The 14,988-nt window shown below is 66.8% G+C and carries 12 protein-coding genes; 9 read left to right on the top strand and 3 right to left on the bottom strand.

The genetic code is table 11. From position 1 onward, the window contains the following. The first annotated feature begins 6 nt into the window (after positions 1-6). From A9973_RS23400 to A9973_RS23380, 5 genes are all read left to right on the top strand, one after another. Positions 7-1,200: an amidohydrolase family protein gene (locus A9973_RS23400; protein ID WP_183016061.1), complete on the top strand. Its 1,194-nt coding sequence runs from the start codon at positions 7-9 to the stop codon at positions 1,198-1,200. After that, positions 1,200-2,687, top strand: a complete 1,488-nt coding sequence (locus tag A9973_RS23395) for an amidohydrolase family protein (RefSeq protein ID WP_183016060.1) — start codon at positions 1,200-1,202, stop codon at positions 2,685-2,687. The genes A9973_RS23400 and A9973_RS23395 overlap by 1 nt, the downstream gene beginning before the upstream one ends. Further along, complete coding sequence (locus A9973_RS23390) at positions 2,684-3,724, top strand: ABC transporter ATP-binding protein (RefSeq protein WP_183016059.1); 1,041 nt, start codon at positions 2,684-2,686, stop codon at positions 3,722-3,724. The genes A9973_RS23395 and A9973_RS23390 overlap by 4 nt, the downstream gene beginning before the upstream one ends. After that, positions 3,714-4,700, top strand: a complete 987-nt coding sequence (locus tag A9973_RS23385) for an ABC transporter ATP-binding protein (protein ID WP_183016058.1) — start codon at positions 3,714-3,716, stop codon at positions 4,698-4,700. The genes A9973_RS23390 and A9973_RS23385 overlap by 11 nt, the downstream gene beginning before the upstream one ends. Before the next feature lie 840 nt (positions 4,701-5,540). Then, complete coding sequence (locus A9973_RS23380) at positions 5,541-6,518, top strand: IS110 family transposase (protein WP_183016057.1); 978 nt, start codon at positions 5,541-5,543, stop codon at positions 6,516-6,518. A gap of 554 nt (positions 6,519-7,072) precedes the next feature. On the opposite strand, the gene A9973_RS23375 is transcribed toward A9973_RS23380, so the two are convergent. The 3 genes from A9973_RS23375 to A9973_RS23365 form a co-directional block, all read right to left on the bottom strand. Continuing rightward, on the bottom strand, positions 7,073-8,350 hold the full coding sequence (locus A9973_RS23375) for a TRAP transporter large permease (protein ID WP_183016056.1): 1,278 nt from the start codon (positions 8,348-8,350) through the stop codon (positions 7,073-7,075). A 36-nt stretch (positions 8,351-8,386) separates the two neighbouring features. Then, positions 8,387-8,887 (bottom strand): TRAP transporter small permease, encoded by a 501-nt coding sequence (locus A9973_RS23370; protein WP_183016055.1) that lies wholly within the window; start codon positions 8,885-8,887, stop codon positions 8,387-8,389. Positions 8,888-8,983: 96 nt separating this feature from the next. Then, a complete protein-coding gene (locus A9973_RS23365) occupies positions 8,984-9,958 on the bottom strand; it encodes a TRAP transporter substrate-binding protein (protein ID WP_183016054.1) in 975 nt (324 codons plus the stop codon). Between the two features lie 102 nt (positions 9,959-10,060). Here A9973_RS23365 and A9973_RS23360 point away from each other — a divergent pair, with 102 nt between their 5' ends. The 4 genes from A9973_RS23360 (at position 10,061) to A9973_RS23345 (ending at position 14,984) form a co-directional block, all read left to right on the top strand. Next, positions 10,061-12,592: an ABC transporter permease gene (locus tag A9973_RS23360; protein WP_183016053.1), complete on the top strand. Its 2,532-nt coding sequence runs from the start codon at positions 10,061-10,063 to the stop codon at positions 12,590-12,592. Beyond that, a complete protein-coding gene (locus A9973_RS23355; protein ID WP_183016052.1) occupies positions 12,592-13,014 on the top strand; it encodes a group II truncated hemoglobin in 423 nt (140 codons plus the stop codon). The genes A9973_RS23360 and A9973_RS23355 overlap by 1 nt, the downstream gene beginning before the upstream one ends. Beyond that, positions 13,004-13,735, top strand: coding sequence for a 3-deoxy-D-manno-octulosonic acid kinase (locus A9973_RS23350; protein WP_183016051.1), 732 nt, complete (start codon positions 13,004-13,006; stop codon positions 13,733-13,735). Before A9973_RS23355 ends, A9973_RS23350 begins: the two co-directional genes overlap by 11 nt. Before the next feature lie 145 nt (positions 13,736-13,880). After that, on the top strand, positions 13,881-14,984 hold the full coding sequence (locus tag A9973_RS23345; RefSeq protein ID WP_183016050.1) for a polyamine ABC transporter substrate-binding protein: 1,104 nt from the start codon (positions 13,881-13,883) through the stop codon (positions 14,982-14,984). The last annotated feature ends 4 nt before the right edge of the window (positions 14,985-14,988 follow it).

Below are 14,988 nucleotides of genomic sequence, written 5' to 3'. Positions count from 1 at the left end.
TCAAGCATGGAAAACGCAACGCTGTATACCCGAGTGCGCCCGGCGGGCGGCGAGCCGACGTCGGTGCTGGTGCGCGACGGGCGCATCCAGGCGTGGGGCGGCGACGCCCCTGCGGGCGTGCCGGTGGTGGACGGCGGCGGCGCCCTGTTGCTGCCGGGGCTGATCGACGCCCACGCGCATCTGGACAAGACGATGTACGGCATGCCCTGGTACCGCAACGACGTAGGGCCGCGGCTGATCGACAAGATCGAGAACGAGCGCGCGGAGAAGAAGCGCCTGGGCATCGACCCGTACCGCCAGTCGGCGCGGCAGATCGTCATGTCGATCGCCGACGGCACCAGCCATATCCGCAGCCATGTGGACGTGGATACCGACATCGGGCTGGCGGCCATCGAAGGCGTGATGCGCGCCCGCGAGCAGTACCGCGACCAGATCGACGTGGAGCTGGTGGCTTTCCCGCAAAGCGGGCTGCTGATCCGCCCGGGCACGCTCGAACTGATGGACGAGGCCCTGCGCATGGGTGCGGAAGTCGTGGGCGGGCTGGACCCGGCCGGGATGGACCGCGACCCCAAGGGACATCTGGACGCCATCTTCGGCCTGGCCGACAAGCACGGCAAGCCGATCGACATCCATCTGCACGAGGCGGGCGAGCTGGGCGCGTTTTCGATGCAGATGACGATCGACCGCGTGCTGGCGCTGGGCATGCAGGGCAAGGTCACCCTGTCGCATTCGTTCTGCCTGGGGATGACCGACACGCAGGCGGTGCAGGCGCTGACCGACGGCCTGCTGGAGGCGGGCGTGCACATCATGACGACCGGTTCCGCGTCGCGCCCGGTGCCCAACGTGGCGCGCCTGCGCCAGGCGGGCGTCACCGTCTGTACGGGCAACGACGGCATGCGCGATACCTGGGGCCCCTATGGCAAGCCCGACATGCTGGAACGCACCATGCTGGTCGGCTTGCGCAACAACTTCCGCCGCGACGACGAGCTGGCGCTGGCGCTGGACGTGGCTACCTATGGCAACGCGCGCGTCATGAATCTGCCGGACTACGGCCTGGCGCCCGGCTGCCACGCGGACTTCGTGCTGGTGGACGCTGAAACGGTCGCCGAGGCGATCGTGGCGCGGCCGGTTCGCAAGCTGGTCGTCAAGCGCGGCCGCGTGGTCGCGCGGGATGGCCGCGCGCTGGCGGAGGCGCCCTGATGCGCGCCGCCGAAGGTCCCATCCTGCTGACCGCCCGCTGGGTGGTCGGCCATGAAAACGGGCGCCACTGCCTGTATGAGAACGGCGAGGTCGTCTTCGAAGGCGACCGCATCGTCTACGTCGGCCACCGCTATCCGGGGCAGGCCGTGCGCCGCCACGACTACGGCCGGGCGGTGATCGGCCCGGGCTTCGTCGACCTGGACGCGCTGTCCGACCTGGACACGACCATTCTGGGTTTCGACAATTCGCCCGCCTGGCGCAAAGGCCGCATCTGGCCGGACACGTACATGAAGCAGGGGCCGTACGAGATGTACACCCCCGCCGAACTGGCCTTTCAGAAGCGCTACGCGTTCGCGCAGCTGATCCGCAACGGGATCACCACGGCGCTGCCCATCGCGTCGCTGTTCTACCGCGTCTGGGGCGAGACCCGCGACGAATTCCTGTCGGCGGCCAACGCGGCCGGCGAGCTGGGGCTGCGCGTGTATCTGGGGCCGGCGTACCGCAGCGGCCATACGTATGTGGATAGCGCGGGCAAGATCCGCTGCCACTACGACGAGGCGCGCGGCATGGCCGGCCTGGCCGAGGCCGTGGCGTTCTGCGACGAGATCGAAGGGCGCCACGACGGCCGCGTGCGCGCCATGCTGTCGCCCGACCGCATCGAGACGTGCACGCCCGGCTTGCTGCGCGCCTCGGCCGCGGCCGCGCGCGAACGCGGTATTCCGATCCGGCTGCATTGCTGCCAGTCGCGCCTGGAATACGACCTGGTGCTGGAGCAGCACGGCATGAGCCCGCCGGAGTGGCTGCAAAGCCTGGACTTCCTGTCGGAGCGCGCCTTGCTGCCGCACGGCACCTACGTGTCCGGTTCGCGCCATATCGACCGGCCCGGGCACGATATCGAGATCATCCGCGACGCGGGCGCCAGCATCGTGCATTGCCCGCTGGTGTCGGGGCGCCACGGCGCGACGCTGGAATCGTTCGCGCGCTACCGCAAGATGGGCGTGAACATCGGCATGGGCACCGACACCTGGCCGCCCGACATGGTGTTGAACATGCAGGTCGGGATGATGCTTTGCCGGGTGGCGGATGGGTCCACCGAGGCCGTCCGATCCGAAGACTACTACGACGCCGCCACCGTCGGCGGCGCGGATGCCCTGGGCCGGCCGGACCTGGGCCGGCTGGCGGCGGGCGCCAAGGCGGATATCGTCGTGTTCGATTTTTCGCACGGCCGCAACGGCCAGATGATCGATCCGATCCAGACGCTGATGGTCAGCGGCAGCGGGCGCGACGTGTCGCAGGTGATCATTGACGGCCGCTTCGTGATGGTGGACGGCCATATCTCCGGTTTCGACGCGCGCCTGGCGCAAGAGCAGGCGCAATCGCAGTTCGACGGCATGATCGCGCGCTACCCCGACCGCACCTGGGGCCATCCCCCGGTCGACCAGATTTTCTCTTCCAGCTATCCGCGTCCCGCAAGGAGCCCGTCATGATGGCAATCCTGTCCCGGCCGGCACCGCCCGCCGCCCACGCCGTGCCCGCCGGCATCCCGACCTTGTCGGTGCGCGGCCTGTCCGTGGAATTCCCCACGCGCCACGGCGTCCTGGTCGCCACGCGCGACATCAGTTTCGACATCCAGCCCGGCGAGATCCTGGGCATGGTGGGCGAGTCCGGCGCGGGCAAGTCACTGACCGGCATGGCCGTGATCGGCCTGCTGGAGCCGCCCGGCCGATTGGGCGGGGGCGAGATCCATCTGGCGGGCAAGCGCATCGACAACCTGCCGCCCAAGGCACGCCAGCGCTTGCGCGGCAAAGAGATCGGCGCGATCTTCCAAGACCCGCTGACCAGCCTGCACCCGTTGTTCACGGTTGGCGACCAGCTGGTCGAAACCATCCGCCACCACGACAAGTCTTCGGCCGCCGCCGCGCGTGCCCGTGCGCTGGAACTGCTGCTGGCCGTGGGCATCCCTGCGGCCGACAAGCGCATCGACCACTACCCGCACCAGTTTTCGGGCGGCATGCGCCAGCGCGTGGTCATCGCACTGGCCTTGGCGGCGCGCCCCGCGCTGATCATCGCCGACGAGCCCACGACGGCGCTGGACGTCTCCGTGCAGGCGCAGATCACGGCGCTGTTGCGCCGGCTGTGCCGGGAGCAGGGCACCTCGGTGCTGCTGGTGACGCACGACATGGGTGTCATCGCCGAAACCGCGGACCGTGTGGCCGTGATGTATGCCGGCCGCATCGTCGAGGTCGGCCCGGTGCTGGACGTGCTGCGCCGCCCCGGACATCCCTATACCCAGGGCCTGATGAACGCCATTCCGGGCCTGCGCAAGCGCGCCGCGCGGCTGAACCAGATCGACGGCGCCATGCCTCGCCTGCACGCCATGCCCGACGGCTGTGCCTTCCACCCCCGTTGCGCTGCGGCGGGACCGCGCTGTGCGCAGTCCCGCCCGCCATTGGCCGCGTCCCCCGCGGGCGCCACCGTCAGCGCCTGCTGGCTGCACCAAGGAGGAGTCGCTCATGCCGCGTAACGATGACCTGCTGTTGCGGGCGGATGACCTGGCCTGCTGGTTCGACGTGTCGCCGCCCTGGCTGGAACGCACGCTGTCGCGCCAGTCCGAACAGACGCTGAAGGCGGTGGACGGCGTGTCGCTGGCGGTGCCCCGAGGCACCACGTTGAGCATCGTGGGCGAATCCGGCTGCGGCAAGTCCACGCTGGCAAAGCTGCTGGTGGGCCTGGTCGCCCCGACGCGCGGCAAGCTGGAATACGGCCGCAACCGCACGGGCGGCGTGCTGCACCCCCAGATGATCTTCCAGGACCCGTACGCCAGTCTGAACCCGCGCTGGCGCGTCGGCAACATCGTGGCCGAACCCATCATCACGCTGGGCCTGCGGGCCACCCCCGCCGACACGCGCCGCCGCGTCGACGAGCTGCTGGAACTGGTGGGCCTGTCCGCCAGCGACGCGGGCCGCTTCCCCCACGAGTTCTCGGGCGGCCAGCGCCAACGCATCTCGATTGCCCGCGCATTGGCGACGGAAGCCGAGTTCCTGGTCTGCGACGAGCCCACCTCCGCCCTGGACGTATCGGTGCAGGCGCAGATCCTGAACCTGATGGGCGACCTGCAAAAGGAATTCGGCCTGACTTACGTATTCATCAGCCACAACCTGTCGGTGGTGCGCCATGTGTCGGACAGCGTGGCGGTGATGTATCTGGGCCGGATCGTCGAGCAGGCCTCCGCGGACCAGCTGTTCGATTCGCCGCAGCATCCGTATACGAGGATGTTGCTGGACACAATTCCGGACTTGGAAGATCCCAGGCGGGACCGGGAACCAATGGGCGGCGAAGTGCCGAACCCGATCCAGCCGCCGGCTGGGTGCACGTTTCATCCCCGATGCCCGGATGCCCGGGAAGAGTGCCGCGTGGATGTACCGGAGGTTAGTAGCGTGGGTGGGCGGCAGTTACGGTGTCATGCGGTGAGGTGGGAGAAGAGGGCGGTGGCGGCTTAGTTGTTGTTGTTGTTGTTGTTGTTGTGCTGCTTGCGGAGCGAGGGAGTTCTTTTGACGCCCGGCGCGTCGGTCGCCTGGGCAGTGCGGGTCAACGATTGCGGTTCGGAGCCTTCGCTCCGAACTCCCCCATCGTCATCTTCGTTGTTGCCTGCGGCAACTGCCTTCAGATTCCCTCGGGCTTATCGACGCCCCGCACCGCCCAGGCGACCGACGCGCCGGGCTCCAGCAGTCGCAATCTTGCGTCAGCAGGGGCGGGCGGCTTGCTTGGGGTTCCCACCCACGGCGGGTGGTGGTGGAAGATCTTGCGGGGCCCGCTCCATGCCGGCCGCGCGGGCGGCCTCGTGGAGCTTACGCAGCGTCTTGCGTCGGGGCTTTTTTCGCTTCGCGTGTGGGAGATGTTGTTGAACGTGTGCGTGATGCCGTCAATCGTGTGGGGCATTGTCGATGGTGCGAATGACGCTGTCGACCGTGCCGCAGGATGGGTGGAGTGCGTCCCGGCCGGCATGAACACATGGACGCGTGCCGCACGCAACCCATCATCGATGCGTGCAGCCATGATGGGTTGCGCGCGATGGGTGTTCCGATCCTTCTGCGAGGTTTGCCGCGCTTCACCCATCCTTGTATGTTTTTATAGCACTTACCGATCTCACGTCGGGGGTGCTGGGGACCGGGACGCACCCATCCATCAGCCGTCATTAGCGGACTGACGTCGGTAGATATCCCACCCCGCCCAAATACGTCGATTAAGAATCTAGCGGCCGTGACCGCCGATTGATCGCAAGGTAACGCATCGGGCGCGGCTTCCCCAGCAGACACAACGCTATCGCAGGGAGCCTAGAGATGCAAACTTCTCAATCTTTCTTTGGTGTGGATGTGGGGAAATCCGAAGTTGTTGTGGCGATGCACGGGGCGGCCAAGCCGTTGACCAGGGTCGTCAAAAACTCAACGACTGGCTTGGAAAAATGGTTGCAAACGCTGCCGCCCGGAAGCGTTCTTGCCATGGAGTCCACCGGTGGCTACGAGCGCCTGTTGGCCGACCTGGCATATGAACGTGGGCTACGCGTCTATGTGCTGAACCCCAAGGCCTTGCACCATTACGCCAAGTCGCAGGCTCAACGGGGCAAGACCGACCGACTCGACGCTGTGATGATTGCGCGTTACGTGGCGCTCGAGCACGAGCGGTTGCACAGCTACGAGCCCTGCCCGGAGCACATCGAGCGCCTGAGTCAGATCCAACGCTTACGCAAGGTGGCGGTCACGACGCGCACGAGGCTGCGCCTGTCCAGCGATCGGCATAAGCACGTGGGATCGCAAGCTCAGGTCCAGCACGCGTTGGATGCCTTGGCGCAGTTGGCAGATGCTCTTGAGCGCGAAATGCTGGATCAGATCGCTGCCGAACCCGCCTTGGCCGACGACTTCAACTTAATCACTAGCATTACCGGTGTGGGAAAGCTGACTGGGGCCGCTCTGGTGACGGCCTTCGCCCGCATCCCGTTCGCCTCTTCGGACGCAGTGGTGGCCTACGCGGGGCTAGACCCCAGGCCCAAAGAATCTGGAGCCTACAAAGGCCTGCGCAAACTCAGCAAGCAGGGCGATGCGGCCCTGAGAAGCCTTGCCTATAACGCGGCAACTTCAGCCAGCCGAACGGCTGCCTTCAAACCCCTCTATGCAGCGTTACGAGCCAAGGGCTGGGCCTCAACACAGGCCCTAAACATCATCGCCAGAAAACTCCTACGCATCGCCTTCGGCGTATGGAAATCGCGCAAACCCTTCGACGTCAATCGATTTATCGCCAACCAGGCTTGCGCCAAACCATAGAATCTACGAATGGTGGTTGGTCCGTTCGATGAACGACGGCCTTTCTATTAGACGGGTGGCGCGCGTACAGGTCGGCAAAAACGTGCGGTTGCTTGCCGCGCGCCACCCGTCGCTCCACTCCCCCAATGACTGCGGGAAGCACCAAAAAACCACCTGTCACCCGCGCGCAAGCGAGCATCGCAACGACGTATCCACAGCGCGTATGCCGATTGCGGCCGCCCGGGCGGCCGCAATCGGCGGGCCCCGCAGCACTCGTCAGTCATCCCACCCCTAGCAGCGGACCAAGCCAAGACGACGGCAGCCCGTCGGCGGGGGCGCCATGGCTGCGAGCAACCTCGATGCGCCCGAGGGAATCTGAAGGGAAGGCCGCAGGCCTGGACGAAGATGACGAAGGGGGGGCCGCCGAGGCAAGTCCGGCGCCTGGGCGCCGGACCGCAATCGTGGGCGCGAGCGGCCATGGCGCCCCCGCCGATGGGCGACCTACGAAGCACTGCCCGGACCTACGAAGCACTGCCCCGACCGATCCAAGCAAAGACCGCCCCAAGAACCCAACTTCACTTCCCGTAAACCAAATCCCTTAACCCCAACGACAACCCCGGCCAATAAGTAATCACGATCAAGCAAACAATCACCACCCCGACAAAGGGGATCAACGGCCTGATCAGTCGCTCCAACGGCAACTTCGCCACCGCGCACGCCGCAAAAAGATTCACCCCGAACGGCGGCGTAATCATCCCCAGCGCCAGGTTCACCACCATGATGATCCCGAAGTGCACCGGCTCCACCCCGAACTTCAGCGCCACCGGCAGCAGCAGCGGCGCCAGCACCACGATCGACGCCGACGTCTCGATGAACATCCCGATCAGGAACAGCGCTGCATTCACGCCCATCAGGAACGTGAACTTGGTATCGAAGACCTGCGACAGCCACATGCCCAGGGCATCCGGGATGCCTGCGCGGTTCAGCAGGAAACTGAACACGCCCGCGTTCGCGATCACGAACATGATCACCGCCGTGGACACCACCGACTTGTGCAGCGTCGCCGACAGCTGCTTGAACGTCAGCCGGCGGTAGATGAACTTGCCCACCACCACCGCGTACATCACCGCCACCACCGACGCCTCCGTCGGCGTGAAGACGCCGCCGTAGATGCCGCCCAGGATGATGACGGGCATCATCAGCGCCAGCCAGGCGTTCTTGAACGCCGGCCACAGCGGCAGGCGGCCTTCGCCGTCGCGCTTGCCCAGGTTGTTGCGCTTGGCGTAGAACCACACGTAGAACATCAGCGCCACGCCGATCAGGATGCCGGGCATGACGCCGGCGATGAAGAGCTCGCCGGTCGACGTGTCCGTGGATACGGCGTACAGGATCATCGGGATGGACGGCGGGATGATCACGCCCAGCTCCGCCGCGCTGGCCTGCAGCGACGCGGCGAACGGGGCGGGGTAGCCATGGCGGATCATCGCCGGGATCAGGATCGCGCCCACGGCGAAGGTCGTGGCTACGCTGGAGCCGGCGACCGCCGCGAAGATCATGCAGGTCAGCACGCAGGTGCAGGCCAGGCCGCCCTGGATGCCGCCGACCACGCTCTTGGCGAATTCGACCATGCGTTCGGAAATGCCGCCGGCTTCCATCAAGTTGCCGGCCAGGATGAAGAAGGGGATGGCGACCAGCGGGTACTTGTCCAGCGCGGCGAACAGCTGCTGGGCGACGACCACCCAGGGCAGGCCGGCGGTGCCGACGCCCGCCAGGCTGGCCAGGCCGATCGACACGGCGACCGGCACGGACAGCCCGAAGAAGATCAGCATCGAGACAATCATTATTTGGGACATGGCGATATCTGCTGCTCAGGTTCGATAGGGGGCGGCTTAGCCTTGCGCGTCGTTGCGCACGGGCACGTCTTCTTCTTCGCCCGCGCACCAGCGGGCCAGCACGGCGATGGCGGCCAGCGTGGCGCCCACGGGAATCGCCAGGTAGATCCAGGAAATCGAGATGTCCAGGCTGGGCACGGTCTGGAAGCGCACGCGGTAGGTCATGTTGCCGCCGATCCAGGCCAGGAATCCCAGGAAGGTGGCGCAGATCAGGCCGATGATGGCTTCAAGCACGCGACGTTTCGTGCCGCCCAGCAGGTTGCGCAGCAATTCCACGCTGATCATGGCGCCGTGGCGGAAGGCCAGGGCCACGCCCAGCAGAACGGTCCAGATCAGCAGGGCGCGCGTCAGCACCTCGCTCCAGTCGGCGGGCGAATGCAGCACGAAGCGGGCAATGACCTGATAGAAGGCGGCTGCGGCGGCGGCCACCAGCAGGAGTTGGGCAAAGACCGAGACCAGCTTGAACAGGCCGCGGTCGAAAGCGCAGAGCAAACGCATGATGAATCCCGGTAGCGATGGGCGTATAAGGCAGGGGGACGGCAAGCGGCGGGATATCGATCCCGCCGCTGGGCCGAACCGGGGCGGTGGCCCGGCTTACTTGGTGTCGCGGATCGAGTCGATCAGCTTCTTGTCGAACTTCTTGTAGTACTCGGGGTAGGCGGGTTCGACGGCGGCCGCGAACGCGGCGCGATCTACCTCGGACACCTGCATGCCTTCCTTCTTCAGCTGCTCGACGCCCGTCTTCTCGATGTTGTCCACATAGGCGCGCATGGCCAGCGCGGAGTCCTTGCCTGCCTTGTCGAAGTTGGCCTTGTCGGCGGCCGACAGGCCGTCATAGACGTTGGCCGACATCAGAACCAGGGCGGGGCCATAGACGTGGCCGGTCAGGGACAGGTACTTCTGCATCTGCGACAGCTTGGCCGACGTGATCACCGACAGCGGGTTTTCCTGGCCGTCGATGGTGCCTTGCTGCAGGGCGGTGGCTACTTCGGGCCAGGCCATGGGCGTGGGCAGGATGCCGATCTGGCGGAAAGCCGTGATGTGGATGGGGTTTTCCGTGGTGCGGATCTTCAGGCCCTTGGCGTCAGCCGGGGTCTTGACCGGGCGCACGTTGTTGGTCAGGTGGCGGAAGCCCTGTTCGCCCCATGCCAGCGCGATGATGCCGCGGCTGGGGAACTTGGCCAGCATGTCCTGGCCGATCTTGCTGTCGAGCACCGTGCGGGCGTGCTGCAGGTCGCGCAGCAGGAAGGGAATATCGAAAACCCCAGTCTCGGGAACAAAATTGAGGGTAGCGCCTGTCGAAACGATGGCCAGGTCGATGGTGCCGATCTGCAGGCCTTCGATGACTTCGCGCTCGCCGCCCAGCGCGCTGTTGGCGAATTGCTGTACTTTGTACTTGCCGTTGGTCGAGGCCTCGATGGACTTGGCCATGGCGTCGGCGCCCGCGCCGTAGTGCGACGACGTCGACAGGGCGTAGGCCATCTTCAGGGTGGTCTGGGCTGCCGTGGGCAGGGAGGTGGTGGCCGCGCAGGCGGCCAGAATCGTGGCCGCAAGCCAGGATTTACGCATTGTCTTCTCCGGTATTAGGTATCTTTATGGGCGGCTTCGCCTCCCGCCCCGGGATGATATCGGGATTCGGACGCCTTATAGGCGGTTAGTTAACATTGATGAATGATGGATTTCCCTGATATGTCACAGGCCAAGCGCCCCGGTTTCTGGTCCACCCTGCGTCTGGGCGCCAGGATGATGATGCGCGACGCCCGTGCGGGCGAACTGCGCTTGTTAGTGCTGGCTCTGGTCGTGGCGGTGGCTGCCGTCACCAGCGTCGGCTTCCTGGCGGACCGCGTCGGGCGGGCGCTGGAGCGCGACGCCGGGCAGATGCTGGGCGCCGACCTGGTGCTGGACGCCGATGAGCCGGTGCCCGCCGCGTTCCTGGATCAGGCGCGGGAACGCGGCCTGGCGCTGTCCAGCACCTGGCAGTTCCCGTCCATGGTCGGGGCCGGCGACGGCGCGCAACTGGCGGCGCTGAAGGCCGTCGAGCCCGGCTATCCGCTGCGCGGGGCCCTGCGCGTGGCCGACGCCCCGTTCGCGCCGGACGCGCCCACCCGCGACATCCCGCCCGAGGGCGCCGTCTGGGTGGACGCCCAACTGCTGTCGCTCTTGAACCTGAAAGTGGGCGGGACGCTGAACGTGGGCGATGCCCATCTGCGCATCGACCGCGTGATCACCTACGAGCCGGACCGCGGCATGCAGTTCGTCAACGTGGCGCCGCGCGTGCTGCTGCGCGCCAGCGACCTGCCGGCCACCGGCCTGATCGCGCCGGGCAGCCGCATCGGCTACGCCATGCTGGTGGCCGGCCAGCCTGACGCCGTGGCCGGCTATTCGGCCTGGCTCAACCAGAACCTGAAGCGCGGCCAGAAGGTCGCCACGCTGGAGTCCGGCCGGCCGGAGGTGCGCCGCACCCTGGACCGCGCGCAGCGCTTCCTGTCGCTGGTGGCCCTGCTGGCCGTGCTGATCTCAGCGGTGGCGGTGGCGCTGGCCGCGGGCCGCTACATGACCCGGCACCGCGACGGCATCGCCGTCATGCGCTGCCTGGGCGCCGTGCAGTCGCAGGTGTCGCGGATGCTGACGCTGGAGTTCACGCTGGTCGGCCTGTTCTCTTCCGCCGCCGGCTGCCTGCTGGGCTACGCGGTGCACCAGGTGCTGGTGATGCTGCTGGGCTCGCTGATCGATACCCAGTTGCCCGCGCCCTCGGCCATTCCTGCGCTGCAGGGCGTGCTGACGGGCCTGTTGTTGCTGCTGGGCTTCGCCTTGCCCGCGCTGGCGCAGCTGCGCCATGTGCCGCCGGCCCGGGTGCTGCGGCGCGACGCCGACACGATCAGCGCCCGCAGCGCCTTCGGCTACGCGCTGGGCGCCACGGGGTTTGCCCTGCTGATCTGGTGGTTCGCGGGCGACGCCAAGCTGGGCGGCGTGGTGGCGGGGGGCTTTCTGGGCGCCTTCGCCGTGTTCGCGCTGGTGGCGTGGCTGTGCATCCTGGGCCTGGCGCGCGTGCGCGGGCTGGCCGCGGGGCTGCCCGCGCTGCGTTTCGCGCTGGCCGGGGTGGTGCGCCGGCGCGCCGCCACGATCACGCAGGTCTGCGCGCTGGCGGTGGGGCTGATGGCGCTGCTGCTGCTGACCATGACGCGCACCGACCTGATCGATGGCTGGCAGCGCACCATGCCGCCGGATGCGCCCAACCGTTTCCTGATCAACGTGCAGCCGGACCAGCGCCAGGCCGTGACCGATGCGCTGACCCGCGAGGGCCTGGGCCGCATCGCGCTGTCGCCGATGGTGCGCGGGCGGCTGATCGCCATCAACGGCAAGCCGGTGGGGCCGGACGACTACGAAGAACCCCGCGCCAAGCGGCTGGTGGACCGCGAGTTCAACCTGTCCTACGGCGACGAGATGCCCTCATCCAACAAGATCGAGCAGGGCCGCTGGCTGGCGCCCGGCTCGTCCGAGGTGTCGCTGGAGTCGGGGCTGGCCAAGACGCTGGGCCTGAAGCTGGGCGACAAGATGACGTTCGACGTGGCCGGCCAGCAGGTCGAGGCGGCCGTGTCCAGCACCCGGCGCGTGGATTGGGATACGATGCGCGTCAATTTTTTCGCCATCCTGACCCCGGCCGCGCTTGCCGACATGCCTCAAAGCTGGATCACTTCCTTCTATCTGCCGCCTGAAAAGGCGGCGGTGCTGCCCGCGCTGGTGCGCGAGTTCCCGAACCTGACCGTGTTCGACGTGGGCGCCATCCTGCAGCAATTGCAGTCCGTGCTGAACGAGGTGGGCAAGGCGGTCCAGCTGCTGTTCCTGTTCACCCTGGCGGCCGGCGTGCTGGTGCTGTCGGCGGCGTTAACGGCCACCCGCGACGAGCGCATGCGCGAAGCCGCGGTGCTGCGGGCGCTGGGCGCCACGCGCAGCCAGCTGGCGCGCTCCCAGCGTATCGAGCTTTGGGCCGTGGGCGGTCTGGCCGGCTTGCTGGCGGCCGCCGGCGCCACCGCGATCGCATGGGTTTTATCAACCCAGGTGTTCGATTTCACCATTACCCTCAGCCTCTGGCCGTGGCTGGCGGGCATCGGCGCCGGCATGCTGGGCGCCTGGGCGGGCGGCGCCCTTGCCCTGCGCGGCGTGTTGCGCACGCCGCCCCTGGTCACCCTTCGAGAAACCTGATGACGTCCCGCGTCCAAACCATTACTGAACCCGTGGAAAATACCCGCAGCGTTTTTGACCTTCTTGGCGGCGAGCCCGGCGTGCGAGCGCTGGTCGACCGTTTTTATGACCTGATGGACATGGAGCCCGACCTGAAGGAGCTCCGCGCCGCCCACGGGCCCAGCCTGGACCAGGCGCGCGACAAGCTGTTCTGGTTCCTGTGCGGCTACTTCGGCGGCCCCGACCACTACATCGAACGCTTCGGCCATCCGCGCCTGCGCGCCCGCCATTTGCCGTTCTCGATCGGCGAGGTCGAGCGCGACCAGTGGGTGACCTGCATCGGGCGCGCCATGGAAGACCAGGGCATCGCCCCGCCGCTGGTGGAGCGACTGCTGGAATCGTTCTATGGCGTGGCCGACTGGATGCGCAACCGTGAAGGCTGACGACCTGGGAGGCGCCCAGCGCCAGGCCTGGCCCGGCCCGCTTGCCGGCGCCATGCTCAGCGACGCGTCCCGCCTGGCCGGATCCGGCCCGGAAATCTTCAACCCCGCGCACTATGGCGACCGGGCCCGTCCCGTGGACGCCGGCGGCCGCCAGGCGGCCTGGTTCGTGCAGGGGCAGGGCTGGCAGGGCGTGCTGCGCCGCTATCGCCGCGGCGGCATGATCGCCCGCGTCAGCCGCGACGCCTATCTCTGGAACGGCGAAGACCGTACCCGCAGCTTCCGCGAATACCGGCTGCTGGCCGCCATGCGCGCCCAGGGGCTGGCCGTGCCTGCGCCGCTGGCCGCCGCCTACTGGCGCCAGGGGCCCATCTACCGCGCGGCCATCGTGGTCGAACGGATCCCTGGCGTGCGGCCCTTGGCCCACGCGCTGGCAGACCCGATCTGGGGCGCGGTGGCGCACGCCATTGTGCGCATGCACCGCGCGGGCGTCTGGCATGCGGACCTGAACGCCTTCAACATCCTGATCGGCGGCGACGGGCAGGTCTGGCTGATCGATTTCGACCGGGGCACCCAGGGCGGGTTGTCGGAGCGGCAGCGCCAAGGCAACCTGGACAGGCTGCGCCGGTCGCTGGTCAAGGTGGCGGGGGAAGAGGGCGACCGCTTCTGGATGAAGCTGCGCGACAGCTACTGGACGGCCTGGGGCGTCGGCGTCCAGCCCTGATCCGCGTGCAGGCGCCCATTTGCCGTCATCGGGCCCTAATTGCGTCGAGTCTCTCCCAAAGTTGGGCGGGCGACCGCTAAAAGGCTTTATGATTTCGCCTTTTGGTAGTCCTGACATACACGGCATACGGCTAAGGGGGCACGTAATGGAACTAAGGGCGGGAATGCGCTGGGCGCTAGGCGCGGTGTTGGTCGCGGCATCGGCATCGTCGGCGGTCGCGCAGAACAAGGTCGTCAACGTCTACAACTGGGCCGAATACACGGCCCCGGACACGATTCCGGGTTTCGAAAAGGAAACCGGCATCAAGGTCCGCTATGACGTCTACGACAGCAACGACACGCTGCAAGCCAAGCTGCTTGCCGGCAAGTCGGGCTACGACGTCGTTGTCCCGTCCACCCATTACGCCTCGCGCCAGATCGAGGCGGGCCTGTTCCAGAAGCTGGACAAGTCCAAAATCCCGAACTGGAAGTACCTGGACCCGGAAGTGATGGCGCTGGTGGCGACCGTCGATCCCGGCAACGAGCACGCGATCCCCTGGGGCTACGGCACGAATGGCCTGGGCTACAACGTCACCAAGGTCAAGCAGATCATGGGCGACAACGTCGACCTGGCCAACTGGGACATGATCTTCAAGCCCGAGAACGCCGCCAAGCTGAAAGAGTGCGGCATCTCGATGCTGGACGAGGCCGCGCAGGTGTTCCCGGCGGTGCTGAAGTACCTGGGCAAGGATCCCAACAGCACCAATACGGACGACTACAAGGCCGCGCTGGACGTGCTCAAGCAGATCCGTCCGTACATCCGCCAGTTCAGCTCGTCGGGCTATATCGACGAACTGGCCGTGGGCGACCTCTGCATGGTCTACGGGTTTTCGGGCGACGTCATGATCGCCAAGAAGCGCGCGCAGGAAGCCAAGAAGACGTATGAAGTGAACTACTTCATCCCGAAGGGCGGCGCGCCCGCGTGGTTCGACCTGATGGTCATCCCCAAGGATGCCCCGCATCCCGAAGAGGCGCTGGCGTTCATCAACTACATCGAAACGCCCAAGGTCCATGCGGCCATCACCAACACCATGTTCTACCCGAATGCCAACAAAGAGGCGCGGCAGTACGTGGTGAAAGACGTGGCCGAGAACCCCATGATCTACCCGCCGGCCGAAGTCGCGAAGACCCTGTACGTGATCAAGGCACTGCCCTTGAACGTGCAACGCCTGCAAAACCGGATGTGGTCCGAGCTGAAGTCTGGAAGATAAGTCA

This window comes from Achromobacter sp. UMC46, from assembly GCF_014170335.1.
Taxonomy (GTDB): domain Bacteria; phylum Pseudomonadota; class Gammaproteobacteria; order Burkholderiales; family Burkholderiaceae_B; genus Achromobacter.
The sequence above is the reverse complement of the archived record's forward strand: the minus strand, read 5'-3'. Positions and strand labels throughout refer to the sequence as shown.

Excerpts from the sequence above, each read along its gene's own strand:
- A9973_RS23375 (WP_183016056.1), bottom strand. The coding sequence starts at position 8,350 with ATGTCCCAAATAATGATTGTCTCGATGCTGATCTTCTTCGGGCTGTCC.
- A9973_RS23400 (WP_183016061.1), top strand. The coding sequence starts at position 7 with ATGGAAAACGCAACGCTGTATACCCGAGTGCGCCCGGCGGGCGGCGAG.
- A9973_RS23385 (WP_183016058.1), top strand. The coding sequence starts at position 3,714 with ATGCCGCGTAACGATGACCTGCTGTTGCGGGCGGATGACCTGGCCTGC.
- A9973_RS23365 (WP_183016054.1), bottom strand. The coding sequence starts at position 9,958 with ATGCGTAAATCCTGGCTTGCGGCCACGATTCTGGCCGCCTGCGCGGCC.
- A9973_RS23395 (WP_183016060.1), top strand. The coding sequence starts at position 1,200 with ATGCGCGCCGCCGAAGGTCCCATCCTGCTGACCGCCCGCTGGGTGGTC.
- A9973_RS23380 (WP_183016057.1), top strand. The coding sequence starts at position 5,541 with ATGCAAACTTCTCAATCTTTCTTTGGTGTGGATGTGGGGAAATCCGAA.
- A9973_RS23355 (WP_183016052.1), top strand. The coding sequence starts at position 12,592 with ATGACGTCCCGCGTCCAAACCATTACTGAACCCGTGGAAAATACCCGC.
- A9973_RS23360 (WP_183016053.1), top strand. The coding sequence starts at position 10,061 with ATGATGGATTTCCCTGATATGTCACAGGCCAAGCGCCCCGGTTTCTGG.
- A9973_RS23390 (WP_183016059.1), top strand. The coding sequence starts at position 2,684 with ATGATGGCAATCCTGTCCCGGCCGGCACCGCCCGCCGCCCACGCCGTG.
- A9973_RS23370 (WP_183016055.1), bottom strand. The coding sequence starts at position 8,887 with ATGCGTTTGCTCTGCGCTTTCGACCGCGGCCTGTTCAAGCTGGTCTCG.
- A9973_RS23345 (WP_183016050.1), top strand. The coding sequence starts at position 13,881 with ATGGAACTAAGGGCGGGAATGCGCTGGGCGCTAGGCGCGGTGTTGGTC.